The sequence below is a fragment of the Mesorhizobium neociceri genome (genome assembly GCF_013520985.1).
Lineage (GTDB): Bacteria > Pseudomonadota > Alphaproteobacteria > Rhizobiales > Rhizobiaceae > Mesorhizobium > Mesorhizobium neociceri.
In genome coordinates this window covers 1-24845 of sequence record NZ_JACDTY010000040.1, presented here as the reverse complement: position 1 = coordinate 24845, position 24845 = coordinate 1, and the positions used below count along the sequence as shown (strand labels likewise).

Below are 24845 nucleotides of genomic sequence, written 5' to 3'. Positions count from 1 at the left end.
CCGCACCGGCCCAGTAATCAGGCCACTGAATTCAACGACGAACGGCCCGCTGCAAAGCGGGCCGTTTTGTTTTGGGGGGCTTATTGGCGAGCGCTGCGATCCTTCACCGCCCCCCTCTGTCCTGCCGGACATCTCCCCCTCAAGGGGGGAGATCGGCTGTTTCGCGAACAGCGCTCAATCGGAAGCGCAAGAATCCCTTGAAGGTTGGCGAAGCGTAGGTGACGTCCAATCTCCCCCCTTGAGGGGGAGATGTCCGGCAGGACAGAGGGGGGTGCTGTCCCGCCGACGTGTCGCAACTTCCTCGTCGCCCTTAAATATGGATCGGCTTGAAGAACGTGGCCAGCGCCGCTTCCTTGACCGCTTCCGACATTGTCGGGTGCGCGTGGCAGGTGCGGGCGAGATCTTCCGACGAGCCGCCGAACTCCATCAGCACCGCTGCCTCATGGATCATCTCGCCGGCTCCGAAGCCGACGATGTGGACGCCGAGCACGCGGTCGCTGGCCTTGTCCGCGAGGACCTTCACGAAGCCATCGGTGTGCAGCATGGCGCGCGCGCGGCCGTTGGCGGTGAACGGGAATTTTCCCACCTTGTAGTCGATGCCGGCCTTCTTCAGCTCCTCCTCGGTCTTGCCGATCGAAGCGATTTCCGGGCTGGTGTAGACGACGCTTGGGATGACGTCGTAGTTCACATGGCCGGCCTGGCCGGCAATGGTCTCGGCCACCGCCACGCCCTCGTCCTCCGCCTTGTGCGCCAGCATCGGCCCGGCGATGACATCGCCGATGGCATAGATGCCGGCGACGTTGGTCCTGAGATGGCCGTCGGTCTTGACCCGGCCGCGCTCGTCGACCTCGACGCCGGCTTCCTTCAGCCCGAGGCTGTCCGAATAGGCGCGGCGTCCCGTCGAGATCAGCACCGCGTCGGCCTCGATGGTTTCGGCCGCTCCGCCCTTGACCGGCTCGAAGGTAACGGTGGCGCCCTTCTTGGCCTTGGTGACCCCGGTCACCTTGGCGCCAAGCTTGAACTCGAAACCCTGCTTGGAAAGCAGCCGCTGGAACTGTTTTGAAACCTCGCCGTCCATGCCGCCCAGAATGGTATCGAGGAACTCAACCACGGTGACCTTGGCGCCGAGCCGCGCCCATACCGAGCCGAGCTCCAGCCCGATGACGCCGCCGCCGACCACCACCAGATGGCCCGGCACTTTCTCCAGCGACAGCGCGCCAGTCGACGACACGATCACCTTCTCGTCGATGTCGACCTTGACGCCGGGAATGCCGGCGACGTCGGAGCCGGTGGCAATGACGATGTTCCTGGTCTCGATCTCCTCGACCTTGCCGTCCTCGCCGGTCACCGAGACCTTACCGGCGGCGATCACCTTGCCGGTGCCACGGAAACTATCGATCTTGTTCTTCTTGAACAGGAAGGCGACGCCGTTGACGTTGGCCGAAACGGTCGCATCCTTGTGCGCCATCATCTTCTTCAGATTGAGTTTTGGCGCCGGTATCTCGACGCCCAGCGTATCGAAGGAATGGCCGGCCTCGGCGAACATCTCGGAGGCAAAGAGCAGCGCTTTCGACGGGATGCAGCCGATGTTGAGGCAGGTGCCGCCGAAGGTGGCGTTCTTCTCGACCACCGCGACCTTCAGCCCGAGCTGCGCCGCCTTGATGGCGCAGACATAGCCGCCCGGTCCCGATCCGATGATAACGACGTCATAAGCCATGATGGGGTCCTTTTTTATCTGGCCTTCAGCGGCCGCCGCTTACATTCAGGATCGCGCCCGTCGTATAGGACGCTTCATCCGACAAAAGATAGAGAACGGCATGCGCGACTTCATCCGCCGTGCCCGCCCTTTTCATCGGCAGCATTTCCTTGATCTGCGCCACCCGGTCCGGCAGCCCGCCGGACGCATGGATTTCGGTTTCGATGATGCCCGGGCGCACCGCATTGACGCGCACGCCTTCTTCAACCACTTCGCGGGCAAGTCCGACGGTGAAGCTATCGATCGCACCCTTGGAAGCGGCGTAGTCGACATAGAAGCCCGGCGCGCCCAGCACTGCTGCGACCGACGAGATGTTGACGATGGCGCCACCCGTGCCGCCGCGAAGCGTCGACATGCGTCGCACGGCCTCGCGTGCGCAGAGGATGGAGCCGATGACATTGATGCGCATCATGCGCTCCAGCCGCGCTGCGCTCATCTCGTCGACGCGCGCCTTGACGTCGACGATGCCGGCATTGTTGACGAGGCCATCGAGCCTGCCGAAGCGGCGGTCGACGGCTTCGAACATTCCGAGCACATCCGCCTCGACGCCGACATCGCCTTTGACGGTGAATGCCTCGACGCCTGCAGCCTCGATTTCCGCAACCAGTGCGTCGGCCGCATTCCGGTTGGAGACGTAGTTGACCGCGATGCGGTAGCCCGCTTTCGCCGCGAGACGACAAACGGCGGCGCCGATACCGCGGCTGCCGCCGGTGACCAGAAGCACCTTTTGCACCACGCTCATTCCTGACAGCCTTTCAAAATAAACACATCCCAGGGCAGTTTCGAAAATCCATTGGGGCCGAAGGCCGACGACATCTGCAGCGACGGGCCAAGATCGGGGAAGATCAGACTCTGCGGCGCGTCTGTACCTTCCGCCGCCAACAGCGCGATGTTGCCCTTGTCATCGGCGCTGTAGACGACGCCTTGCCAGACCGTGCAGGCGGCAAGCTCGTCACCGGTGACGTCGCCGGTCGGGCATTTGTACATCAGCGATCCATGCGGCCGCGAAACACCGGATGTCCACATGACGATGCCGTCGAGCACGACGCCCTTGTCGAGCACCATCTTGAAGGAGTTGGTGACGGTGACCGCATCCGTCGTCGGCCGGAAATCTATGCCGGCATCGCTCTCGGCATCGCCATAGACGGCGAGCGCAAGCGGGCAGGCGGCGCTCGCCCCATAATCCACGGAGAGAAAAGCCAGCGACCCGGCCATAAATCCTATCATGGGCGAGGTGACGTTTACCATCAGTTGCCCTGATTGCTCTCGCGGCCGTCGGCGTTTTCGAGCACTTCGAAGTCGGTCATCAAGAGCAGCGGCTCGCCAGCCCCGTCCAATCCCCAAAAGGAACGATAAGCCCCGTCACCCCAGCCAGTATCGCACATAGCGATATTAAGCGGATTCCCATCGATCGGACTATCCACGACAAACCTGTCTCTAAAACACGCAACGTCAGCAAGATAGTCGTCGAGTTCCTCAGGATCGGACATCATCGTCAGGACCGACTTGTCCATGAACGACGCAACCGCGTCATCGACGATAAATTCAAACTCATAAGCCGATGGGCGATCGCGAGCGAAGGTGGCCAATTCCCACCGCACTGGTAAGCCGGGGCCGAAACACAAAACCGCCGCTGCAACGCGGCCCCGCGCCTCAAGCAACACGACCGGATAGCGCCCAGGTCTTACCTTGCGGCTAAACGCAGGACGTCCCAGCCCAGTGATCAGCGGGTCGCAGGCGACGATTTCGCCCGTCGGCAACTCGAGCTCACCGATCGTGGTAACAATAATCTTCCGTTCAGCCATCTCGGCACAGCTGAGAGTGAAGACGCCAAGATTGCTGTTTTCCGGCGGCGGACCCGATTCGATTGATTTCTTCGGCGAAGCGGCAGCGGCCGGGGCAGTTGGCCGAGAAATCCGAAGTACGCGACCCAGCGCGGACCCGAACCGTTCCAGCCAATAGCTCACGGCGAGACCAGCCCGATCACAAATCGAGCACCAGCCGTTCCGGATCCTCCAGGCTGTCCTTGACGCGGACCAGGAAGGTCACCGCCTCCTTGCCGTCGACGATGCGGTGATCGTAGCTGAGCGCCAGGTACATCATTGGCCGGATCACGATCTGGCCGCCGACCACGACGGGCCGGTCCTGGATCTTGTGCATGCCGAGGATGCCCGACTGCGGCGCATTGAGGATCGGCGTCGACATCAGCGAGCCGTAAACGCCGCCGTTGGAGATCGTGAACGTGCCGCCCTGCATGTCGGCGACCGACAGTTTGCCATCACGCGCGGCAATGCCCAACCGGCCGATGTCCTTCTCGATCTCGGCAATCGACATCTGGTCGGCATCACGCACTACCGGCACGACCAGACCCTTCTCGGTGCCGACGGCAACGCCGATATGGGCATAGTTCTTGAAGATGATGTCGGTGCCATCGATCTCGGCATTGACCGAGGGGATTTCCTTCAAGGCGTGGGTGACCGCCTTGGTGAAGAAGCCCATGAAGCCGAGCTTCACGCCGTGCTTCTTCTCGAAGATATCCTTGTACTTGGTCCTGAGCGCCATCACCGCGGACATGTCGACCTCGTTGAAGGTGGTCAGCATGGCGGCGGTCGACTGCGCTTCCTTCAGCCGGCGCGCAATGGTCTGGCGCAGCTTGGTCATGCGCACGCGCTCCTCGCGCGACGCATCGTCACCGGAGGACGGCGCCCGCACCGCAACCGGCGCCGGTGCGGCCTTCGGCATTTCGGCCGGCTGCGACGGCGCGCCCTTGGAAATGGCGTCGAGCACATCGCCCTTCAGCACCTGGCCACGCTTGCCCGAGCCGGACACCTGATCGACCGACAGATTGTGCTCGGCGATCAGCTTTGCGGCTGCCGGCGCCGGCGGCATGGTGCGGGGCTCGACCGCTCCGGCGTCGCCGGCGATCTTGGCCGTCTCGGCAGCGGCCTGCTTGGTGGTGTGTGCGGCGTCCGGGCTCGAAGCCTGCGCCACCGCCTTGGTCTCCTGCTTGCTCGCCGTAGCAGCGGCCGCACCGCCGGCCGAAATCGACCCGAGCAGCGCCCCGACGCCGACGGTCTCGCCTTCCTTGGCGACGATTTCACCGAGCGTGCCGGCGGCGGCCGCAGGCACCTCCACCGTCACCTTGTCGGTTTCGAGCTCGACCAGCGGCTCGTCGACGGCAATGGCATCGCCGACCTTCTTGAACCACTTGCCGATGGTCGCCTCGGTGACGGATTCGCCGAGAGTGGGAACGCGGATTTCGGTAGCCATTGTGCCTGTCCGTTTCTTCTCTGTCTGTTCTATGGGCCGAGTTCTGTTATTCGCCCAATTCTGCTTTATTCACCGAGCGCGTCTTCGAGCAGGGCAGCGAGCTGCGCCAGATGCTTCGACATCAAGCCGGTCGCCGGCGATGCCGCCGCCGGACGTCCGGTGTAGCGCACCCGCTGATGCTTGGCATCGATATGCGCCAGCACCCATTCCAGATACGGATCGATGAACGACCAGGCGCCCATATTCTTGGGCTCTTCCTGGCACCACACCATCTCGGCGTTACGGAAACGCGACAGTTCGGTGATCAGCGCCTTGGCCGGGAACGGGTAGAGCTGTTCGACACGCAGCAGATAGATGTCGTTGATGCCGCGCTTCTCGCGCTCCTCGTAGAGGTCGTAATAGACCTTGCCCGAGCACAGCACGACGCGGCGGATCTTGGAATCCTTGACCAGCTTGATCGCCTGGTTCTGCAACAGCTGGGCATCGTCCCAAAGCAGCCGGTGGAACGAGCTTTCGCCCGAAATCTCCGGCAGCGTCGACACGGCCCGCTTGTGGCGCAGCAGCGACTTCGGCGTCATCAGGATCAGAGGCTTGCGGAAGTCTCGCTTCAGCTGCCGGCGCAAGATGTGGAAGTAGTTGGCAGGCGTGGTGCAGTTGGCGACTTGCATGTTGTCTTCGGCGCAGAGCTGCAGGAAGCGCTCGAGCCGGGCGGACGAATGTTCCGGCCCCTGGCCCTCATAGCCATGCGGCAACAGACAGACGAGGCCCGACATGCGCAGCCACTTGCGTTCGCCGCTGGAGATGAACTGGTCGAACACCACCTGGGCGCCGTTGGCGAAGTCACCGAACTGCGCTTCCCACAAGGTCAGCGCCTTCGGCTCGGCCAGGCTGTAGCCATATTCGAAGCCCAGCACCGCCTCTTCCGACAGCATCGAGTTGATGACTTCGTAGCCGGCCTGCGCCGCCGACAGATTGTTGAGCGGGATGTAGCGGGTCTCGTCGCGCTGGTCGTAAAGCACCGAATGGCGTTGCGAGAAGGTGCCGCGTTCGGAATCCTGGCCGGACAGCCGGATCGGATTGCCGTCGAGCAGGATGGCGCCGAAGGCCAGGGCCTCGGCCGTCGACCAGTCGATGCCTTCGCCGGAGTCGATCGCCTGGCGGCGGTTTTCGAGGAAGCGGATGATGGTCTTGTGCGCCTCGAACCCCTTCGGCACCTCGGTCAGCTTCTTGCCGATGTCCTTCAGCACCTTGACCGGCACGGCGGTCTTGCCGCGGCGCTGTTCGTCCTGGTTGTCGGCCGTGCGCAGGCCAGACCAGGCGCCGTCCAGCCAGTCGGCCTTGTTGGGTTTGTAGTGCTGGCCGACTTCCCATTCCGATTCCAGATGCGCGCGCCAGTCGGCCTTCATCTTGTCGAGTTCGGCCTGGGTGATGTGGCCCTCGGCGATCAGCCGGTCGGCATAGATCTGCACCGTCGTCTTATGATTGCGGATGTTGGCGTACATGATCGGCTGGGTGAAAGCCGGCTCGTCGCCCTCATTGTGGCCGAAGCGGCGATAGCAGAACATGTCCACGACCACCGGCTTGTGGAACTTCATACGGAATTCGATCGCCACCTTGGTGGCATGGACGACGGCTTCCGGGTCGTCGCCATTGACGTGGAAGATCGGCGCCTCGATCATCTTGGCGACGTCGGACGGGTAGGGCGACGAGCGCGAGAAGCGCGGATTGGTGGTGAAGCCGATCTGGTTGTTGATGATGAAATGCAGCGTGCCGGCGACGCGGTGGCCGCGCAAGCCCGACAGGCCGAGGATTTCGGCAATCACGCCCTGGCCGGCGAAGGCAGCGTCGCCATGCAGCAGCAGCGGCAGCACCTTGGCGCGCTCTTCCAGCGGCACGATCTCCTCGCGGCTGCGGCCGAACAGATAATCCTGCTTGGCGCGCGCCTTGCCCATCACCACCGGGTCGACGATTTCCAGATGCGAGGGATTGGCGGTCAAGGACAGATGCACCTTGTTGCCGTCGAACTCACGGTCCGACGAAGCGCCGAGATGGTACTTGACGTCGCCTGACCCTTCGACCTCGTCGGGAGCGGCCGAGCCACCCTTGAACTCGTGGAAGATGGCGCGGTGCGGCTTGGCCATCACCTGGGACAGAACGTTCAGCCGGCCGCGATGCGCCATGCCGAGCACGATCTCCTTCATGCCGAGCTGGCCGCCGCGCTTGATGATCTGCTCCAGCGCCGGGATCAGCCCTTCGCTGCCATCGAGGCCGAAGCGCTTGGTGCCCTTGTACTTGACGTCGATGAACTGCTCGAAGCCTTCGGCCTCGACCAGTTTCTGCAGGATCGCCTTCTTGCCGGTGGCGGTGAAGGAGATCTCCTTGTCGGTGCCTTCGATGCGGGCCTGGATCCAGGCCTTCTCCTCGGGATCGGAGATGTGCATGAACTCGACGCCGAGTGTCGAGCAATAGGTGCGGGTGAGAATCTCCAGCATCTGCCGGATCGTGCCGAATTCGAGCCCGAGCACATTGTCGAGGAAGATCGGTCGGTCGTAGTCGGCTGATGTGAAGCCGTAATTCTCCGGCGACAGCTCGTTATAATCCTCGAGCGGCTTGGCGATGCCTAGCGGGTCGAGATTGGCGTGCAGATGGCCGCGCATGCGGTAGGCGCGGATCATCATGATGGCGCGCACCGAATCGCGCGTCGCCTGATGCACGTCGGCATCCGACAGCACGACGCCGTTGGTGACCGCCTTGTCCTTGACCTTCTTTTCGACCGTCCTCTCGACCAGGCCCCAATTGCCGTCGAGCGCCGACACCAGCTCGCCATTGGCCTGCAGCGGCCAGGAGGGCCTTGCCCAGGAGGCGCCCTTGGCGTTCTTGCGCACATCGCCGGCATCGTCCTTCAGCGCCGCGAAGAAGTCCTGCCATTCGGGGTTTACCGACTCCGGATCATCCTCATAGGACGCGTACAGCGCGTCGATGTAATCGGCATTGCCCCCATACAGGAAAGAGGTGAGCGAAAACTGGTCGTTGGCCTGATCTTGTCTTGCCATTTTTGTCTGCGGAGCCTGGCTCCGTCTCCTTTTCAAAAGCGAATAGTGAGTAGCGAGTAGGGATTTTTCCCAAGTCGCGCCGTTACTCTCTTTTCGCTATTCGCTATTCACTACTCGCTACTCACTTAGCCTTGATCGCCTCGACGAGGGTCGTGCCCAGCCGTGCCGGCGATGGCGAAACCTTGATGCCGGCCGATTCCATTGCCGCGATCTTGTCTTCCGCGCCGCCCTTGCCGCCGGAGATGACAGCGCCTGCATGGCCCATCGTGCGGCCGGCCGGCGCGGTGCGCCCGGCGATGAAACCCGCCATCGGTTTCTTGCGGCCGCGCTTGGCCTCGTCCTTGAGGAACTGTGCGGCGTCTTCCTCGGCCGAACCGCCGATCTCGCCGATCATGATGATCGACTTGGTCTCGTCGTCGGCGAGGAACATCTCGAGCACGTCGATGAACTCGGTGCCTTTGACGGGGTCGCCGCCGATGCCGACGGCGGTGGTCTGGCCGAGGCCGACATTGGTGGTCTGGAACACAGCCTCATAGGTAAGCGTTCCCGAGCGCGAAACAACGCCGACCGAGCCCTTGCGGAAGATGTTTCCGGGCATGATGCCGATCTTGCATTCGTCGGGGGTGAGCACGCCCGGGCAGTTCGGCCCAATCAGCCGCGAGGTCGAGCGGTCGAGCCGCGCTTTGACCTTGACCATGTCCATCACCGGAATGCCTTCGGTGATGCAGACGATCAGCGGGATCTCGGCCTCGATCGCTTCCAGGATCGCTTCGGCGGCACCCGCCGGCGGCACATAGACGACCGAGGCATTGGCGCCGGTTTTTTCCTTGCCCTCGGCGACCGAAGCAAAGATCGGCAGGCTTTCGCCCTTGGCGCCGGTCCAGGTCTCGCCACCCTTCTTGGGATGGATGCCGCCCACCATCTTGGTGCCGTGATAGGCCAGCGCCTGTTCGGTGTGGAACGTGCCGGTCTTGCCGGTCAGGCCCTGCACCAGCACCTTGGTGTTCTTGTCGATGAGAATGGACATCGGAGCCCTTTTCTAAAAACCGTTGATCGAGGAAGGCGAGACGCGCCGGTAGACGCCGCTCACCATGTCTTGCCAGCTGCTGCCGGCAGGTTTGAAATGCAGTCGCATCCGGTAGGCATCGGCAGTGTCGAAACTATACGTCACGCGCGCTGCACCGCGCGGCGATGACCGCTCCAGAGTGAGCTCAACGCCGTTCCACGTTCCTGTGGCCGGCGAGGCCGGAACAAAGCCCATCGAATCGAACTGATGCATGGTGACGAGGCTGTTTGGCTGATCAAAGCCGAACACGCTGTGCGAGCCGAACGAGATCGTGCCGTCACGGCGCTGGCGATAGCGCTGCACCACGAACAGCCCGCCGAATTGTGCCTCAGCCAGCACTTCCGACGTCGCCGTGCCGCCATCGGCCCATTGCGTCTCCGCCACCTCCTCCTCGCCGTGCCAGGCGCCGACCAGCGCCTGCAGGCGCTGGTGGTCGGCCGAGAGCGAGGAGAAGGCGGCTGCGTTCATGGTCAGAGCCGCTTCAAATCGGTGACGGTGAGGTCGCTCTTGGCATTACCGGTGTTGAGCGTCGTCGCCGGCTCGAACATCAGCACCACAGGCTCCGCGGTCAGCGAACGCGGCCGGTGCTCGACGCCCTTCGGCACGACGATGAAGTCGCCCTCTCCAAGCTCGACCGGGCCGTCGCGGAAATCGATGGCGATGCGCCCGCGCAGCACCAGGAAAGCCTCGTCCTCATGCTCATGCGCGTGCCAGTCGAAGGTTTCGCCGAACTTGGCGACCTTCGCCTGGCTGTCATTGACGTCGCCGGCGATGTGCGGATCAAAGACCTTGCTGATCTTTTGATCCGCCGCCTCGACGAGGTTTATCTTGCGCGGAGGCACGGGATCATTCCTCCTTGAAACTTGCGATGCGGATCATTCTGGCGTGCCCTGATGATGCTGAGAATTAGTCCCAAAACGAAAAACCCCAGTCAGCTTACCATCTGGCGGTTGGTCGCTTATAGTTCCGACAAAGCGGCACTTCCCATCGTTTTGGACAGAAATCTCACATTCTTTGCTTACGAAGAGCCGCACCACGGTTTGGTCCGGCACATCATCAACAATCTGTTCTTTTGGAACTTCGATCAAACCCTGCAATCGGACATAATTATCAAAGTCGGATATCCGAGTCGTAGTTCCAAAAACCTCGCAAACATCAATAGCAGGGCTATTTCCATCCGTTCTCGCAGACTTCAAAGTCACAAATGGCTTGGAGAGGTTTCCGGATCGGTCGCGATTATAAGTTTTTACGCCAAAATCGTTCGACCAGATCGAAAACCCATTCTCTAGAGCCAACTGCTCGCTTCTCATCAAATCGCCGTCAGACGCGATGCAAATTTTCTCATAGAGTACGACTGCATCCGAAATCTCTTCTGCCTGCGACGGAACGGCCAGACAGCCGAACCCGATTGCATACAGAAGGCGGCTGGGTTGCATCCGCTCAGCCCTTCACCACCGCCACGATCTTCTTGGCTGCATCGTCGAGATCATCGGCCGACACCACGTTCAGGCCGCTGTCGTTGATGATCTTCTTGCCGAGCTCGGCATTGGTGCCTTCGAGACGCACCACCAGCGGCACTTGCAGGCCGACTTCCTTGACCGCGGCAATCACGCCCTCGGCAATGATGTCGCACTTCATGATGCCGCCGAAGATGTTGATCAAAATGCCTTTAACCGCCGGGTCCTTGGTGATGATCTTGAACGCCGCCGTTACCTTCTCCTTCGACGCGCCGCCGCCGACATCGAGGAAGTTGGCGGGCTCGGCGCCATAGAGCTTGATGATGTCCATCGTCGCCATGGCAAGGCCGGCGCCGTTGACCATGCAGCCGATATTGCCGTCGAGCGCGACATAGGCGAGGTCGTATTTCGACGCCTCGATCTCCTTTTCGTCCTCTTCGGTGGTGTCGCGCAGTTCCATCAGCTCGGGGTGGCGAAACAGCGCGTTGTTGTCGAACGACACCTTGGCGTCGAGCACGCGCAGCCGGCCGTTCTTCATGACGATCAGCGGGTTGACCTCGAGCAGGCTCATGTCCTTTTCGACAAAGGACTTGTAGAGGATCGGGAACAGCGTGCCGCCATCCTTGGCGGCGTCGCCGTCAAGTTTCAGCGCGGTATTGAGCGCCTTTACATCGGCTGGCGTCACGCCCTTTTCCGGATCGATGGCGACGGTGATGATCTTCTCCGGCGTGTCGTGGGCGACGCCCTCGATGTCCATGCCGCCCTCGGTCGAAACGACGAAGGCGATGCGGCCGACGGCGCGGTCGACCAGGATCGACAGATAAAGCTCGCGCTCGATGTCGGCGCCGTCCTCGATGTAGAGCCGGTTGACCTGCTTGCCGGCCGGGCCGGTCTGCTTGGTCACCAGCGTGTGGCCGAGCATCTCATTGGCGTTGGCGACGACATCGGCCACCGACTTCGCCAGCCGCACGCCACCCTTGGCGTCCGGGCCAAGCTCCTTGAACGTGCCCTTGCCGCGGCCGCCGGCATGGATCTGGCTCTTCACCACATAGAGCGGGCCGGGAAGCGCTTGTGCCGCGGCTTCCGCCTCGCTCGCCTTGAACACCGGCACGCCTTCGGCCACCGGCGCGCCAAAGCTCTTCAGCAGCGCCTTGCCTTGATATTCATGGATGTTCATCTGGATGGTCTCCGGGGATCACTTCGAGGCGAGATGCGGGGCGATCTTGACGCAGGCCTCGGTCAGGCCCTGCACCGTCGCCACCGAAGCGTCGAACATCTTCTGCTCGGCCTTGTTGAGGTCGATCTCGATGATGCGCTCGACGCCGCCGGCGCCGATGACCACAGGAACGCCGACATAGGTCCCCTTGACGCCATACTGGCCCGAGAGATGCGCCGCGCATGGCAGCACGCGCTTCTTGTCCTTGAGGTAGGATTCAGCCATCGAGATCGCGGAAGCTGCCGGCGCGTAGAAGGCCGAGCCGGTTTTCAACAGGCCGACGATCTCGGCGCCGCCGTCGCGGGTGCGCTGGACGATCTGGTCGAGCTTTTCCTTCGAGGTCCAGCCCATTTTGATGAGGTCCGGCAGCGGAATGCCCGACACCGTCGAATAGCGGATCATCGGCACCATGGAATCGCCGTGGCCGCCGAGCACGAAGGCGGTGACGTCCTCGACCGAGACCTTGAACTCCTCGGCGAGGAAATAGCGGAAGCGCGCGCTGTCGAGCACGCCGGCCATGCCGACGACATGCGTCTTGGGCAGGCCGGAAAACTTCTGCAGCGCCCACACCATGGCATCGAGCGGGTTGGTGATGCAGATGACGAAAGCCTTCGGCGCGTACTTCTTCAAGCCGGCGCCGACCTGTTCCATGACCTTGAGGTTGATGCCCAGCAGATCATCGCGGCTCATGCCCGGCTTGCGCGGCACGCCGGCGGTGACGATGCAGACGTCGGCGCCCTCGATACCGGCATAATCGTTGACGCCGGTCAGCCTGGAATCGAAGCCGTCGACCGGCGAAGACTGCGCGATATCGAGCCCCTTGCCTTGCGGAATGCCCTCGGCAATATCGAACAGCACCACGTCGCCGAGGTCCTTGAGGCCGATCATGTGAGCCAGCGTGCCGCCGATCATGCCGGAGCCGATGAGCGCTATCTTGTTGCGTGCCATGTGAGGAAATTTTCCCTTTGTCTGTGACGACGCCCAAATCTCTGGCGATCTGGTTGACGGCGTCGAGGAAGAGGCCGGAATGCTGCGGTATCCGCGAGATTTCGCCGCATCCAGTAGCCTTGGTGGGAAATATATTCAATCGATTATTTTCGAGTGAATAATTTCAATCGGTTAGAAACATTGGGATTTACGTAAACGTCAAAGTTTGTAAGCCGACTTGAGAGGTTTTACACAATGAACGTGGAAATCAGAAGACTATATGCCGGCGATGACGCCCTTGTGAAGCGCATCGCCGAAGACGTGTTCGACGAGCCGGTGCGGACCGATAGGCTGTCCGCCTACCTCGCCTCGTCCGGTCATATGATGATTGTCGCGCTGGCCGACGGCATTGTCGTCGGCCAGTGTGCCGCCGTCATCCACCGCCATCCCGACAAGGTGACCGAGCTCTACATCGACGAGGTCGGCGTCTCGCCGGCCTACCAGCGCCAGGGCATCGCACGAAAAATGCTCGACGCCATGTTTGCGATTGGCAGGGAGAATGGCTGCGGCGAAGCCTGGGTCGGCACCGAGCCGGACAACGTTCCAGCCCGCGCGCTTTATGAATCGCGCAGGGAGGTGCATGGGCCGGCGGAGGCGTTTGTGATGTATGTGTATGAGCTGTAAAGCCGGCAGGACAGAGGGGGGCGCGAAGGATCGCTATAGAACGACCTCTTGGACCTTCAGGCCTGCGCTTCCGTCATCGCCTTTTCCTTCTGCCTTTCCGCCCAATCTTCCAGCCAGTCGCGGCTTTGCATCTCGATGAGCCGCGAGGCCGTGCGCTCAAATTCGAACACCTCGTTGCCGCGCTTGGCCGTGTAGAGCTCAGGCGGCGGGGCCTCGGCGCTCACCACCAGCCGCGTGTGATGATCGTAGAGCGTGTCGATCAACAGGATAAAGCGCTTGGCTTCGTTGCGCCTGCCTTCGCCGAGCACCGGGATGTGATCGATGAAGATGGTCGAGAAGCGGCCGGCAATGGCCAGGAAATCGCGCGCGCCGAGCGGCTTTTCGCAGAGATCGGCAAAGGAAAACCGCGCCGCATCGCCCGCGGCTGCCGGCACCACCACCTGCCGGCCCTTCACCGCCACGGTCGTCGAGGCGACCGGCACCTCCCGTGTCATCGCCTGCCAGGCCTCGTCCAGCATGCGGTCGGCTTCGGCATCCGCCGGTGTGACATAGACCGGCGTGCGGGCGAGTTTTTCCAGCCTGTAGTCCTTGTCGGCATCGAGCGTCAGCACTATCGCGTGGCGTTCGAGAATCCTGATGAAGGGCAGGAAGAGCTGGCGGTTCAGCCCGTCGCGATAGAGATTTTCGGGCGCGACATTGGAGGTGGCGACCAGAACCACGCCATTGGCAAACAGCGCCGAAAACAACCTGGACAGGATCATCGCATCGGCAATGTCGGTGACCGAAAACTCGTCGAAGCACAGCACCCAGGCCTGTTCGGCAAGCTGAAGCGCCACTGGCGGGATCGGATCGTCCTCCTTGACGTCGCCGTTCTTGCGCGCGGCCCGATGCTTCTGGATGCGGTCCTGCACATCGGCCATGAAGTCATTGAAATGCACGCGGCGCTTGCGGCGGGCCGGCAAGAGCTCGAAGAACATGTCCATCAGCATGGTCTTGCCGCGGCCGACGCCGCCATGAATGTAGAGGCCTTTGACGACCTCGCGCGTCTCGCGCTTGCGGGCAAACAGCCAGCCGAGCGCGCTCGACTTGTGTGCCAGCCGCTTGACCGAAATCTCCTCGGTCAGTCGGTCGAGTGCGGCGGCGATGCGCTCCTGCGCCGGATCGCGGTCGATGGCGCCGGTATCGACCAGATGGTCGTAGCGCTGCCTGACGGTCGCATGGGTCTGGAGGCCGTCACGCAGATGCATCGGTCACGTCGCTGTGGAAGCGATTCCAGGAAAGCGGTTTTCCGTCCGGAATGGCACAAAACAAGATAGCTGGAGTGGTTCGGCAGTCTATCGAACGCTGAACCGCTCCAAATGGTGACCTATCTTGTAAGCGAGATCGGCAGGCCAGTGGAAGTCTGCCCGTCGAATTTCGAACCGCCCGATGAATAGAGCCGCGCCAGCGTGCCGCCATTTTCGTCATAGAGCGTCAGCTGCTTGCCGGCGACGTTCCACGACTTGATGCCGTCGATCGGTGCCGGGCAATGCAACGGTCCGGCGCGATAGCCGGCGCCGAATTTGGTCTGCGGCGTTGCCACCTTGCAGCTTTGGCCCGAAACGCTGGCGTTCCAGACGCCGGCAACGCTGGCCGCGGTGAGGTCCGCAGCACCTGCCGGCGCCGATCCGTCCGGCGGCAGCGAGGCGACCTGGGCGCCCGCAGGCGCGGTCGGGAACTGCGACGGATCGGTGGTGCCCGGCGCTGCCGGCGGCGGCAGCTGGCTTCCGCTCACCGTGCCGGCGGGCGCGGGCTGCAGCGGCGCCGGCTGCTGGTCATCCATCGATGAAAAACGCGAGGTCGAACAGCCGCTTGCAAACAGCGCTGCCAGCGATACGGCCACCAGGCCGCTTCTCGAAAATGTCATGTCAACCTCCGTCGGATCCGGCTGGGGGGAAGCCGTCCGCACAATCTCACCCTCACCAAGATGGAGAAGGTGGCGAAATTTCAACCCGATATGGTTAAAATAGGGTTTGCAGCAAGAATTGTTGCAAATTTATCGCAATCATCCGGCCAGCGGGGTACCTCATCGTCATCCGCAACTTGAGACAAAGGTGCCCTAACGCGGCTCGAACCGGTAGAGCGGCTGCGAAACCGGCATTGGCGGCCGCAGCAGGTCGGCGCATCGGCGGTCCAGCCTAAGCGCCAGCTCATGAGAGCGCCGCACTGCCGTCTTCCAATCGCCGGCCGTTTTCAGCAAGGCCAACGCATCCGCAGGACGGTCGGCTGCGATCATGAGATCGGCCGCAGCGATTCGATCTTCCGGCGCGATGGCTTCGCCGGCCTTCAGCTTGCCGGCCAATCCGACCCACTGTTCCCAGGGGAAGGTTGCTGTGAGCAGATCCGGGCGACGTGGCGGTTCGGCCCCATTGTCTAGCATGAAGGAGGCCAACATCACCCGGGCTAACGCCCTGTCCATGAACGACTCCGCCGTTTCGCCCTGCATTTCAGAGATTAGAGCGTCGCGCAAATTATGCTCCCGGTCGCGGCGGCCAAGAACGTAGTCGATCCCGTCGAGCATGGTTGCCGTGACCGTATCGGGATTGTTGATCGGGTCGAGATGTTTTGCGGCAATCTGCGCGTTGATCGCCCCTGCCACCGCTGTGCCGAGGCTCAGGTTGCCGGTCTGGTTCACGAGGGGCAGCAAGATCGCAGTTTGAGGAACATAGGCAATCAGCTGCCCGATCGACCGGATGGCTGAGCCCAAATCGTTTTGACCGTCGAGCGCCTGCACCTCCGCTGGCTGTTTGGCCATATCGAAGGAAGGGCGAAGATTGGCCAGGTTCAGGGCTTTGCGGATAAACCCTGTGCGGCCACCCTTGTCGGGACGTACCGCAGGTGGAAGCCTGTCGAGGTAAACGACGTAATCGGAGAGGTCGTCTTTGACTGCCCGCATCTCCAGTGCCATGGGCCAGATGCCCGCATCTTCCGCCCTTTTGGCAAGGCGCGACTTGGCATCATCATCAAGGTCCGCCAGTACCTGGGCAAGCCCCACGGAAATCCTCGACGCGTCGAACTGGTCGGCGTCAGCCGCACGCCAGCGCGCCAGTTCGCCCAGCAGCCAGTCGCCGCCGTCCTCGGTGACGAGCGCGCGCAAGGCGGATTGGCCAAGCTGAGGCAGAATCGACTTCGCGTTGGGCAGCGGCTGCATGCCGGCAATCATCGCCGCCCGGTCCGGCGTTTTTGCGTAGGCAAGTCTGAGTTCGGCGACGCGCAGCGGCGGATGACTGCGTTTTTCCAACCCTGCAATAAGCGCTGTGCCCTCGGCGTAGGGGAGGCCGCCATAGCGTATCTTCAGATAGGCCGCGTCGTCGCCAAAACGGTCGCGCCAGAAATTCGGGAATGTTGCCGGTTCGGCGAGCAGGAAATCGCCCGCATCCAGGATCGTTGGCGTGTGGGTGCAGGCGCTGGGCTGTGTTTGCGCGGCGGCGGCCGGCGCGATCCCGATGATCGCCGCTATGATTGCAAGAACTTGCCAACGCATGGGCGGCCCTCCGTTCTGCTGCATGATCGTACACCGGAAATCATCGCCCGCACCAGCGCCCGGCATTTTGGCCGAGACAGGCATCGGCCCGGCAAATGCTTGCGCCAAAGAGCCACGTCCCTATCTAGCAAGGACAGAAACCTGCCGGAGCCGAAACCTTGGCCGCGAGAAAGAGAGCCGCCAACCGCTATTACAGCGGCCCGCCCAGCGACCATTTCGACGGTACTCTGTTCTTCAACCCCGACGGCCAGATGCCCGGCCGCTTCACCGATCTGCTGAAATGGCAGCTGAGCGGCGAGCGCTCGAAATGGCCGACAGCCAATCCAAGCCCGTTTGAACCGACAGAGCCGGCGGCGCGCATCGACGGCGGCAGGCTGCGGCTGACCATGGTCGGCCATTCCACGCTGCTGATCCAGACCGCCGGCCTCAACATCCTCACCGACCCGGTGTGGTCGCCGCGCGTGTCGCCGCTCTCCTTTGCCGGACCCAGGCGCGTCAATGCGCCGGGCATCGCGTTTTCCCAGCTGCCGCCGATCGACCTGGTGCTGGTCAGCCACAATCATTACGACCATCTCGACCTTGCCACGCTCAAGCGGCTGAAGGCGAAGCACGATCCGCAGGTGCTGACGCCGCTGGGCAACGACGCCATCATCGACGCTGCCGTGCCGGGCATGCGAATGACGGCGCATGATTGGGGCGAGCGCATCGACATCGGCGACGATGTCGCCGTCCATGTCGAGCCGGTGCATCACTGGTCGGCGCGCGGCGCGCGCGACCGCCGCATGGCGCTGTGGGCCGGCTTCGTCGTCGAAACTCCGGCCGGAAAGACCTATTTCGCCGGCGACACCGGTTTCCATGGCGGCGCCAACTACCGGCTGATGGCCGAAAAGCATGGCGCCTTCCGCCTCGCCATCCTGCCGATCGGCGCCTACGAGCCGCGCTGGTTCATGGCGCCGCAGCACCAGAACCCGGACGAAGCTGTGCAAGGCATGAAATTGTGCAACGCGGCTCACGCCGCAGGCTGCCACTGGGGCACGTTCCGGCTCACCGACGAACCGATCGACGAGCCGGCGCAAAAACTGGCCGAAGCGCTGCAGGCGCAGCGCATGCCACAAGAGCGGTTTCGCGCCTTGCGGCCGGGCGAAATCTGGGACGTACCTTGAGCGCAGCCAGCGGAACCCAAGCGCGCCAGCCGCGTTTTCATTGAGTTTCAATCTATGGCCCGCGAGGCATACCATGCTCAGATGGATCATCATTCTCCTGATCATAGCCGCCGCCGCCAGCCTTCTCGGCATGCCGGCGCTGGCCGGGGCCGCAGCCACGGGCGCTCGCATCCTTATCGGCATCGTGCTGATTATCTTCCTGTTGATCTTGTTTGGTGTCTTCGCGGTGACGTAAGTCTGGCGTCATCGCCGTAACTCAACACGCCTGCAGACTGGTAATTCCCGCCCGTTTCCGCCATATAGCGCCAAACGGACACGGAATTTTCGGAGCAATGGCAAGCACGGCCCCTTTCGCCAAGATGAACGGCATCGGCAACGAGATCATCGTTGCCGATATGCGCGGCCGTGCGGATCGGGTGACGGCGGCCGCGGCCCTTGCGCTCAACGCCGATGCCGCGACCCGTTTCGACCAGATCATGGCGATCCATGATGCGCGCACGCCAGGTACGGCCTACTATGTCGACATCCTGAATTCGGACGGCTCAGGCGCGCAGGCCTGCGGCAACGGCATGCGCTGCGTCGTGCAGGCGCTTGCCGCCGAGACTGGGCAAAAGACTTTCACCTTCGAGACCCGCGCCGGCATCCTCAACGCCGTTGAACACGCCGACGGCACCATCTCGGTCGACATGGGCACGCCGCGCTTCGGCTGGCAGGACATTCCGCTGGCGGAAGAATTCCGCGACACCCGCATGATCGAGTTGCAGATCGGCCCGATCGACGCGCCGGTGCTGCATTCGCCTTCGGCTCTCTCGATGGGCAACCCGCACGCCATCTTCTGGGTCGACCGCGACGTTTGGTCCTACGAGCTCGAGCGCTTCGGCCCGCTGCTCGAAAACCATCCGATCTTCCCCGAGCGCGCCAACATCACCATCGCCCAGGTGACGTCGCCCGAGACGATGATCATCCGCACCTGGGAGCGCGGCGCCGGCTTGACCAAGGCCTGCGGCTCGGCTGCTTGCGCATCGGTGGTCGCCGCTGCCCGCACTCGGCGCACCGGGCGCAGCGTCAGCCTGCTTGCACCCGGCGGCGGCACGCTGCATGTCGAATGGCGCGACGATGACCATGTCATTCTCACCGGTGCCGCCGAATGGGAATTCTCCGGCAGCTTCGATCCCTCGACCGGCGCCTGGGTTCGCGATACCGAAAGCGCGGCCTGATGTCTTTCCTTGCCGACTCTAAGGGCATCGATGTCGTCACCTTCGGCTGCCGTCTCAACACTTATGAATCCGAGGTGATGCGGCGCGAGGCCGAAAGCGCCGGCCTCGGCGCGCTCAAAGGCGGCGCCATCATCTTCAACACCTGCGCTGTCACCTCGGAAGCTGTGCGCCAGGCCAAGCAGTCGATCCGCAAAGCCCGCCGCGAAAATCCGCAGGCGCGCATCATCGTCACCGGCTGCGCGGCGCAGACCGAACCGCAGAATTTCGCCGCCATGGACGAGGTCGACCTCGTGCTCGGCAATGAGGAGAAGCTGAAGGCCAACTCCTATCGCGCTCTGCCGGATTTCGGCGTCAACGACACCGAAAAGGCGCGCGTCAACGACATTTTCTCGGTGCGCGAGACCGCCGGCCATATGGTCGACGCCATCGAAGGCCGGGCGCGTGCCTTCGTCCAGGTGCAGAATGGCTGCGACCATCGCTGCACCTTCTGCATTATCCCCTATGGCCGTGGCAATTCGCGCTCGGTGCCGATGGGCGCCGTGGTCGAGCAGGTCAAAAGGCTCGCCGGCAACGGCTATGCCGAAATCGTGCTGACTGGCGTCGACATGACCAGCTTCGGCGCCGACCTGCCGGGCGCGCCAAAGCTGGGTAAGCTGGTGAAAACCATCCTCAGGCAGGTGCCCGACGTGAAGCGGTTGCGGTTGTCCTCCATCGATTCGATCGAGGCCGATGACGATCTGCTCGACGCCATCGCCACCGAACCCAGGCTGATGCCGCATCTGCACCTGTCGCTGCAGTCTGGCGACGACATGATCTTGAAGCGCATGAAGCGCAGGCATCTGCGCGATCAGTCGATCCGCTTCTGCGAGGAAGTGCGCAAATTGCGCCCTGGCATCGTCTTCGGCGCCGACATCATCGCCGGCTTCCCGACCGAGACCGAGGACATGTTCGAGAATTCGATAAAAATCGTCGAGGAGTGCGGGCTGACGCATCTGCATGTCTTCCCGTTCTCGCCGCGCGAAGGCACGCCCGCCGCTCGCATGCCGCAGGTCCGCCGCGAAGTGGTCAAACAGCGCGCCGCAAGGCTGCGCGCCGCCGGCGAAGCTGCGTATCGCCGTCATCTCGCATCGCTTCCTGGTACGCGCCAGTCGATCCTGATCGAACGCGACGGCCTCGGCCGCACCGAAGGATTTACGCTGGCCGCCATCGCCGCCGGTGCGCCGGGCGAGATCGTCGAGGCCACTATTACCGGCCATGACGGCGCGCGGCTGACCGCGGCGCCGCTCACCGCCCGCGCCGCCTGAGACGATTGAAGCATGGCCGGTTTTTTCAAGAAGATATTTTCGTTCGGCAAGAAGGAAGTCGTCGAGGAGCGCATCGACGAGACCACACCGCTGCCGCCCATCAAATGGGAAGCGCTTGAAGCGCTGAAGCCGGCCGCCGAGCAGGCGCCCCACCCTCCCCTCGATGGGGAGGGTCGACGCGAAGCGGCGGGGCGGGGTGATGGCGCCGACGCTGATCACCCCCACCCCCAAGCTTCGCTTAGGACCTCCCCCATCGAGGGGGAGGTAAAGGCCGCACCGGAACTGGCCCCCGTCGAAGAACCGAAACCCGAGCCTGCGCCAACCATTCCCGCGCCAGAGCCGGTCGTCCCCTCCGAGCCGGAACCGCTGCCGGAGCCCGCGCCGGAAGAAGAGCCTGCGCCTGAAACGCCTGCCGAACCGCCGGCGCCTGAGGAAGTTCCGCCCGCCGCTCCGGAGCCAGAGCCAGAACCACAGCCGCAAGAGGTGCCGCCGGCGCCGCTCGAGCCAGAGATTGAACCGGCGCGCCCGGAAAAACTGCCGGAACCCGCGCCTGCCGAAGTGCCGGCACCGGCCGAGGTCCCAGCCGAGACGCCGGCTCCCGTCGAGGTGCCGCCACCGGCGACGCCTTCCACGCAGCCATCGGCCGAAGCCAGCGCTGCCCCTCATCCGCCTGCCGGCACCTTCTCCCCGTATAGGGACGGGGAGAAGGCAGAAGCGCCGACGCCTCACCCTCCCCTCGATGGGGAGGGTCGACGCGCAGCGGCGGGGTGGGGTGACAGCGCCGACGCTGGCGCCAGTCACCCCCACCCCCAAGCTGCGCTTGGGACCTCCCCCATCGAGGGGGAGGTAAAGCGCACGCCGGTCGAAGCCAAGCTCATCATCGGCGAGGTAGCGCCCGCGCCAGCGCCATCCCCGCAACCTTCGCCAGAGCCCAAACCCGCTCCCGGCAAGGTCACCGTCACCAAAAAGGTTGAGCAGAAGGCTGAGCCGGTCAAAGCGCCGGAACCGGCGCCGCGGCGTTCCTGGTTCCAGCGCATGCGCGACGGGCTCGCCCGCTCCTCGAAAGAACTCACCGGCAACATTGCCGGCGTCTTCACCAAGCGAAAGCTCGACGAAGAGACCCTGCAGGATCTGGAGGATGTGCTGATCCGTGCCGATCTCGGCCTGGAGACCGCGCTGCGCGTCACCGATGCGCTCGCTGCCAGCCGCTACGGCAAGGATGTCTCCGACGAGGATGTCCGCAGCATCATGGCGGCCGAGGTGGAAAAGGTGCTGACCCATGTCGCAATGCCGCTGGAGCTCGACCTCTCGCACAAGCCGCATGTCATCCTGGTGGTCGGCGTCAACGGCACCGGCAAGACCACGACGATCGGCAAGCTGGCGGCAAAACTGACCGATGGCGGCCTGTCGGTGATGCTGGCCGCCGGCGACACGTTTCGCGCTGCGGCCATCGAGCAGCTGAAAATCTGGGGTGAGCGGACGAAATCGCCGGTCATCGCCTCCAAGATCGGCGCCGATGCCGCCGGCCTCGCCTATGACGCCTTCGAGCGGGCCAAGGAAGCCGGCTCCGACGTGCTGATCATCGACACCGCCGGCCGGCTGCAAAACAAGACCGAACTGATGGCCGAACTCGAAAAGATCGTGCGCGTTCTTGGCAAGCTCGACCCAGAGGCGCCGCACACCGTGCTGCAGACGGTCGACGCCACCACCGGCCAGAATGCGCTCAACCAGGTCGAGATCTTCCGCAATGTCGCCGGCGTCAACGGCCTGGTGATGACCAAGCTGGACGGCACGGCGCGCGGCGGTATTCTGGTGGCAATCGCGGCAAAGCACAAACTGCCGGTCTATTTCATCGGCGTCGGCGAACAGGTCGACGATCTCGAACCTTTCTCGGCAAGCGAATTCGCCAGGGCGATCGCTGGAGTGGCCTAAACTATGAACCCACCCATCCTCGAACGCGACCCGTCCGACCCGCAGAAGAAGAAAGAAAGCGTCAATCCGCTGCTCAAGCTGGTGCTGGAGCTCGGGCCGCTGATGGTGTTCTTCTTCGCCAATGCACGCAGCGCATGGCTGGTGCAGAAATTGCCCGTCCTGGCCGAGTTCGGCGGGCCGCTCTTCGTCGCCACAGCCCTGTTCATGGCCGCGACTGCGGTCGCGCTGGCCGCCTCGTGGTTGCTGATGCGCACTTTGCCGATCATGCCGCTGGTCTCGGGCGTCGTCGTCTTCATCTTCGGCGCGTTGACGCTCTATCTGCAGGACGATGTGTTCATCAAGATGAAGCCGACCATCGTCAACACGCTGTTCGGCGGCGTGCTGCTCGGCGGCCTGTATTTCGGCCGCTCTCTGCTCGGTTATGTCTTCGATTCGGCCTTTCGCCTCGACGCCGAAGGCTGGCGCAAGCTGACCTTCCGCTGGGGCTTGTTCTTCCTGTTCCTGGCTCTTGCCAACGAAGTGGTGTGGCGGAATTTTTCGACCGACTTCTGGGTTACCTTCAAGGTCTGGGGCATCATGCCGATCACGCTTTTGTTCACCTTCAGCCAGATGCCGCTGATCCTGCGTCATTCGCTGGATGACAAGACCGAGAATGCGGAGAAAGCTGGCAAATAGAGCAATTCCAGGAAAAGTGTGAAACGGTTTTCCCGGGAAAAGCGCGGAGCGCTTTCCCTGGGAATTGCGTCAGAATAAACGGAGACGGGCCATGGAATTCGTCACCACGCGCGACGAACTGAGGGTGATCTACAAGACGCCGCGCCCGACCGACGCTTCGATGCGCAAGGAACTCAGGGCGCTCGACGGCCACTGCCGCTCCTTCATCGGCAAAAGCCCCTTCGTGCTGATCGGTTCGGCCGACAACGCCGGCAATGCCGACGTGACGCCGAAAGGGGACAAACCCGGCTTCGCCCTTGTTCTCGACGACAGGACCATCGCCATTCCCGACCGACCCGGCAATAACCGGCTGGACACGCTGGAAAACATCCTGCTCAACCCCTCGGTCGGGCTGCTGTTCCTCATCCCCGGCATGAACGAGACGCTGCGCATCAATGGCGACGCCCGCATCACCATCGATGCGGGTTTGCGCGAGCGGCTCGCCGTCGACGGCAAGCAACCGCAAAGCGTCGTCGTGGTGAGCGTCAAGGCCGCCTACATGCACTGCGCCAAGGCCTTCATGCGCTCAGAATTGTGGAAACCGGACAGCTGGTACGACCGCGCGACATTGCCGACGCTCGGCCAGATCCTGTCCGATCAGATGGCGCATGCCGAAACGGTCAGCGACTTCGACCGCTCGCTGGACGAGGCTTACAGCAAGACCCTGTGGTAGATTTCGCGCACGATTCGCTCATTCCGGTTCCCCTTGCCCGTGATCGACATCCTCGCCATCTCCGGCAGCCTGCGCGCCGCCTCGACCAATTCGGCGCTGCTGGCGGCGCTGGCGGCGAACGCGCCTTCGGATTGCCGCGTAGCCGTTTATGACGGGCTTGGCCTGCTGCCGATCTTCAATCCCGACGACGAAGGCGACCGCACGCCACGCGAGGCCGCGCGGCTGATCGAGGCCGTCACCGGCGCCGACGGCGTCATCGTCTCCTGCCCCGAATATGCGCATGGCGTGCCCGGCGGCATGAAGAACGCGCTCGACTGGCTGGTCTCGCGCGACGCCGCCGTCGGCAAGCCGGCCATGCTGGTGCACGCCTCTGCGCGCTCGCTCTACGCCCGCGCCGCGCTGGCTGAGATCATGCGGACGATGTCGTTCGCGATGTATGAGGAGACCGCGCTGGAGATTGCCCTGCTCGGCAAGAAACCGCTGGAGATGGAGAATATTCTGGCGGAGCCAACGAATGTGCTGGCGATGCGCAATGCGGTTTCAGCTTTCGCGGAGTTTATCGCGGCGCGTTGAGTAGTAGTCACGTTGCCACGCTTGCGATCCTTCACGCCCCCCTCTGCCCTGCCGGGCATCTCCCCTCAAGGGGGGAGATTGGCAGCTTCGGCGCGCGCTCTTCTACGGCGTAAATTGGCGAAAGCCGGCGTGAACCCGATCTCCCCCCTTGAGGGGGAGATGTCCGGCAGGACAGAGGGGGGTGTTGTCCCGCTAGAGCGGTTCACGACTTGATGGAATCGAAGGGGATTCCCGATTTGTCGGTTTTGTGATTCAAGATGCTGGCTGGAGTGGAGGCCAGCATCTGATGACCCGACCTCTTTCCAATGATCTTCGCG

24 protein-coding genes are annotated in these 24845 nt (G+C 63.1%); 9 read left to right on the top strand and 15 right to left on the bottom strand.

Features of this window, described 5'->3' with window-relative positions; all coding sequences use genetic code 11:
* Window positions 1-310: 310 nt before the first annotated feature.
* From lpdA to mdh, 12 genes are all read right to left on the bottom strand, one after another.
* Window positions 311-1717, bottom strand: coding sequence for a dihydrolipoyl dehydrogenase (gene lpdA / locus H0241_RS34655; protein ID WP_181062198.1), 1407 nt, complete (start codon window positions 1715-1717; stop codon window positions 311-313).
* 25 nt (window positions 1718-1742) lie between these two features.
* Entirely contained in the window at window positions 1743-2498 is a 756-nt protein-coding gene (locus H0241_RS34650) for an SDR family oxidoreductase (protein WP_181062197.1), read from the bottom strand.
* Window positions 2495-2971 (bottom strand): hypothetical protein, encoded by a 477-nt coding sequence (locus H0241_RS34645; RefSeq protein ID WP_235984624.1) that lies wholly within the window; start codon window positions 2969-2971, stop codon window positions 2495-2497. Before H0241_RS34645 ends, H0241_RS34650 begins: the two co-directional genes overlap by 4 nt.
* Window positions 2972-3003: 32 nt before the next feature.
* Complete coding sequence (locus H0241_RS34640; protein WP_328824965.1) at window positions 3004-3723, bottom strand: DUF4241 domain-containing protein; 720 nt, start codon at window positions 3721-3723, stop codon at window positions 3004-3006.
* A gap of 16 nt (window positions 3724-3739) precedes the next feature.
* Window positions 3740-5026, bottom strand: a complete 1287-nt coding sequence (odhB, locus tag H0241_RS34635) for a 2-oxoglutarate dehydrogenase complex dihydrolipoyllysine-residue succinyltransferase (protein ID WP_181062195.1) — start codon at window positions 5024-5026, stop codon at window positions 3740-3742.
* A gap of 65 nt (window positions 5027-5091) precedes the next feature.
* A complete protein-coding gene (locus H0241_RS34630; protein ID WP_181062194.1) occupies window positions 5092-8079 on the bottom strand; it encodes a 2-oxoglutarate dehydrogenase E1 component in 2988 nt (995 codons plus the stop codon).
* A gap of 121 nt (window positions 8080-8200) precedes the next feature.
* Complete coding sequence (sucD, locus tag H0241_RS34625; RefSeq protein WP_181062193.1) at window positions 8201-9106, bottom strand: succinate--CoA ligase subunit alpha; 906 nt, start codon at window positions 9104-9106, stop codon at window positions 8201-8203.
* Between the two features lie 12 nt (window positions 9107-9118).
* The gene (locus H0241_RS34620; RefSeq protein WP_181062192.1) at window positions 9119-9613 is read right to left on the bottom strand and encodes a DUF1579 family protein; all 495 of its coding nucleotides are present in this window, start codon (window positions 9611-9613) and stop codon (window positions 9119-9121) included.
* Window positions 9614-9615: 2 nt separating this feature from the next.
* A complete protein-coding gene (locus H0241_RS36015; protein ID WP_181062191.1) occupies window positions 9616-9987 on the bottom strand; it encodes a cupin domain-containing protein in 372 nt (123 codons plus the stop codon).
* Between the two features lie 33 nt (window positions 9988-10020).
* Complete coding sequence (locus H0241_RS34610) at window positions 10021-10581, bottom strand: hypothetical protein (RefSeq protein WP_181062190.1); 561 nt, start codon at window positions 10579-10581, stop codon at window positions 10021-10023.
* A 4-nt stretch (window positions 10582-10585) separates the two neighbouring features.
* The gene (gene sucC / locus H0241_RS34605; RefSeq protein ID WP_181062189.1) at window positions 10586-11779 is read right to left on the bottom strand and encodes an ADP-forming succinate--CoA ligase subunit beta; all 1194 of its coding nucleotides are present in this window, start codon (window positions 11777-11779) and stop codon (window positions 10586-10588) included.
* Window positions 11780-11797: 18 nt separating this feature from the next.
* Window positions 11798-12766, bottom strand: a complete 969-nt coding sequence (gene mdh, locus H0241_RS34600) for a malate dehydrogenase (protein ID WP_023670541.1) — start codon at window positions 12764-12766, stop codon at window positions 11798-11800.
* A gap of 234 nt (window positions 12767-13000) precedes the next feature.
* On the opposite strand from mdh, the gene H0241_RS34595 reads away from it, so the two are divergent.
* The gene (locus tag H0241_RS34595) at window positions 13001-13429 is read left to right on the top strand and encodes a GNAT family N-acetyltransferase (protein WP_181062188.1); all 429 of its coding nucleotides are present in this window, start codon (window positions 13001-13003) and stop codon (window positions 13427-13429) included.
* A 56-nt stretch (window positions 13430-13485) separates the two neighbouring features.
* Here H0241_RS34595 and zapE read toward each other — a convergent pair whose 3' ends face one another.
* The 3 genes from zapE to H0241_RS34580 all read right to left on the bottom strand — a co-directional run bounded on the left by zapE (window position 13486) and on the right by H0241_RS34580 (window position 17060).
* The gene (gene zapE, locus H0241_RS34590; RefSeq protein ID WP_181062187.1) at window positions 13486-14676 is read right to left on the bottom strand and encodes a cell division protein ZapE; all 1191 of its coding nucleotides are present in this window, start codon (window positions 14674-14676) and stop codon (window positions 13486-13488) included.
* A 119-nt stretch (window positions 14677-14795) separates the two neighbouring features.
* Window positions 14796-15335 (bottom strand): AprI/Inh family metalloprotease inhibitor, encoded by a 540-nt coding sequence (locus H0241_RS34585; protein ID WP_181062186.1) that lies wholly within the window; start codon window positions 15333-15335, stop codon window positions 14796-14798.
* A gap of 192 nt (window positions 15336-15527) precedes the next feature.
* Window positions 15528-17060: a hypothetical protein gene (locus tag H0241_RS34580; protein WP_181062185.1), complete on the bottom strand. Its 1533-nt coding sequence runs from the start codon at window positions 17058-17060 to the stop codon at window positions 15528-15530.
* A 50-nt stretch (window positions 17061-17110) separates the two neighbouring features.
* Between H0241_RS34580 and H0241_RS34575 the strand changes: the two genes are divergently transcribed.
* The 8 genes from H0241_RS34575 (at window position 17111) to H0241_RS34540 (ending at window position 24528) form a co-directional block, all read left to right on the top strand.
* On the top strand, window positions 17111-18115 hold the full coding sequence (locus H0241_RS34575) for an MBL fold metallo-hydrolase (protein WP_181062184.1): 1005 nt from the start codon (window positions 17111-17113) through the stop codon (window positions 18113-18115).
* A 73-nt stretch (window positions 18116-18188) separates the two neighbouring features.
* Complete coding sequence (locus H0241_RS34570) at window positions 18189-18350, top strand: DUF1328 family protein (RefSeq protein WP_013892243.1); 162 nt, start codon at window positions 18189-18191, stop codon at window positions 18348-18350.
* Between the two features lie 97 nt (window positions 18351-18447).
* The gene (gene dapF, locus H0241_RS34565; protein ID WP_181062183.1) at window positions 18448-19332 is read left to right on the top strand and encodes a diaminopimelate epimerase; all 885 of its coding nucleotides are present in this window, start codon (window positions 18448-18450) and stop codon (window positions 19330-19332) included.
* Window positions 19332-20636 (top strand): tRNA (N(6)-L-threonylcarbamoyladenosine(37)-C(2))-methylthiotransferase MtaB, encoded by a 1305-nt coding sequence (mtaB, locus tag H0241_RS34560; RefSeq protein ID WP_181062182.1) that lies wholly within the window; start codon window positions 19332-19334, stop codon window positions 20634-20636. The genes dapF and mtaB overlap by 1 nt, the downstream gene beginning before the upstream one ends.
* A 12-nt stretch (window positions 20637-20648) precedes the next feature.
* Window positions 20649-22568 (top strand): signal recognition particle-docking protein FtsY, encoded by a 1920-nt coding sequence (ftsY, locus tag H0241_RS34555; protein WP_181062181.1) that lies wholly within the window; start codon window positions 20649-20651, stop codon window positions 22566-22568.
* Window positions 22569-22571: 3 nt separating this feature from the next.
* A complete protein-coding gene (locus H0241_RS34550; RefSeq protein WP_181062180.1) occupies window positions 22572-23243 on the top strand; it encodes a septation protein A in 672 nt (223 codons plus the stop codon).
* 91 nt (window positions 23244-23334) lie between these two features.
* Window positions 23335-23955: a pyridoxamine 5'-phosphate oxidase family protein gene (locus tag H0241_RS34545; RefSeq protein ID WP_181062179.1), complete on the top strand. Its 621-nt coding sequence runs from the start codon at window positions 23335-23337 to the stop codon at window positions 23953-23955.
* Window positions 23956-23994: 39 nt separating this feature from the next.
* Entirely contained in the window at window positions 23995-24528 is a 534-nt protein-coding gene (locus H0241_RS34540) for an NADPH-dependent FMN reductase (protein ID WP_181062178.1), read from the top strand.
* Window positions 24529-24845 lie beyond the last annotated feature (317 nt).

Coding starts and splice junctions, on each gene's coding strand:
- lpdA (WP_181062198.1), bottom strand. CDS start 1,717: ATGGCTTATGACGTCGTTATCATCGGATCGGGACCGGGCGGCTATGTC.
- H0241_RS34650 (WP_181062197.1), bottom strand. CDS start 2,498: ATGAGCGTGGTGCAAAAGGTGCTTCTGGTCACCGGCGGCAGCCGCGGT.
- H0241_RS34645 (WP_235984624.1), bottom strand. CDS start 2,971: ATGGCCGGGTCGCTGGCTTTTCTCTCCGTGGATTATGGGGCGAGCGCC.
- odhB (WP_181062195.1), bottom strand. CDS start 5,026: ATGGCTACCGAAATCCGCGTTCCCACTCTCGGCGAATCCGTCACCGAG.
- H0241_RS34630 (WP_181062194.1), bottom strand. CDS start 8,079: ATGGCAAGACAAGATCAGGCCAACGACCAGTTTTCGCTCACCTCTTTC.
- sucD (WP_181062193.1), bottom strand. CDS start 9,106: ATGTCCATTCTCATCGACAAGAACACCAAGGTGCTGGTGCAGGGCCTG.
- H0241_RS34620 (WP_181062192.1), bottom strand. CDS start 9,613: ATGAACGCAGCCGCCTTCTCCTCGCTCTCGGCCGACCACCAGCGCCTG.
- H0241_RS34610 (WP_181062190.1), bottom strand. CDS start 10,581: ATGCAACCCAGCCGCCTTCTGTATGCAATCGGGTTCGGCTGTCTGGCC.
- sucC (WP_181062189.1), bottom strand. CDS start 11,779: ATGAACATCCATGAATATCAAGGCAAGGCGCTGCTGAAGAGCTTTGGC.
- mdh (WP_023670541.1), bottom strand. CDS start 12,766: ATGGCACGCAACAAGATAGCGCTCATCGGCTCCGGCATGATCGGCGGC.
- H0241_RS34595 (WP_181062188.1), top strand. CDS start 13,001: ATGAACGTGGAAATCAGAAGACTATATGCCGGCGATGACGCCCTTGTG.
- zapE (WP_181062187.1), bottom strand. CDS start 14,676: ATGCATCTGCGTGACGGCCTCCAGACCCATGCGACCGTCAGGCAGCGC.
- H0241_RS34585 (WP_181062186.1), bottom strand. CDS start 15,335: ATGACATTTTCGAGAAGCGGCCTGGTGGCCGTATCGCTGGCAGCGCTG.
- H0241_RS34570 (WP_013892243.1), top strand. CDS start 18,189: ATGCTCAGATGGATCATCATTCTCCTGATCATAGCCGCCGCCGCCAGC.
- dapF (WP_181062183.1), top strand. CDS start 18,448: ATGGCAAGCACGGCCCCTTTCGCCAAGATGAACGGCATCGGCAACGAG.
- mtaB (WP_181062182.1), top strand. CDS start 19,332: ATGTCTTTCCTTGCCGACTCTAAGGGCATCGATGTCGTCACCTTCGGC.
- ftsY (WP_181062181.1), top strand. CDS start 20,649: ATGGCCGGTTTTTTCAAGAAGATATTTTCGTTCGGCAAGAAGGAAGTC.
- H0241_RS34550 (WP_181062180.1), top strand. CDS start 22,572: ATGAACCCACCCATCCTCGAACGCGACCCGTCCGACCCGCAGAAGAAG.
- H0241_RS34545 (WP_181062179.1), top strand. CDS start 23,335: ATGGAATTCGTCACCACGCGCGACGAACTGAGGGTGATCTACAAGACG.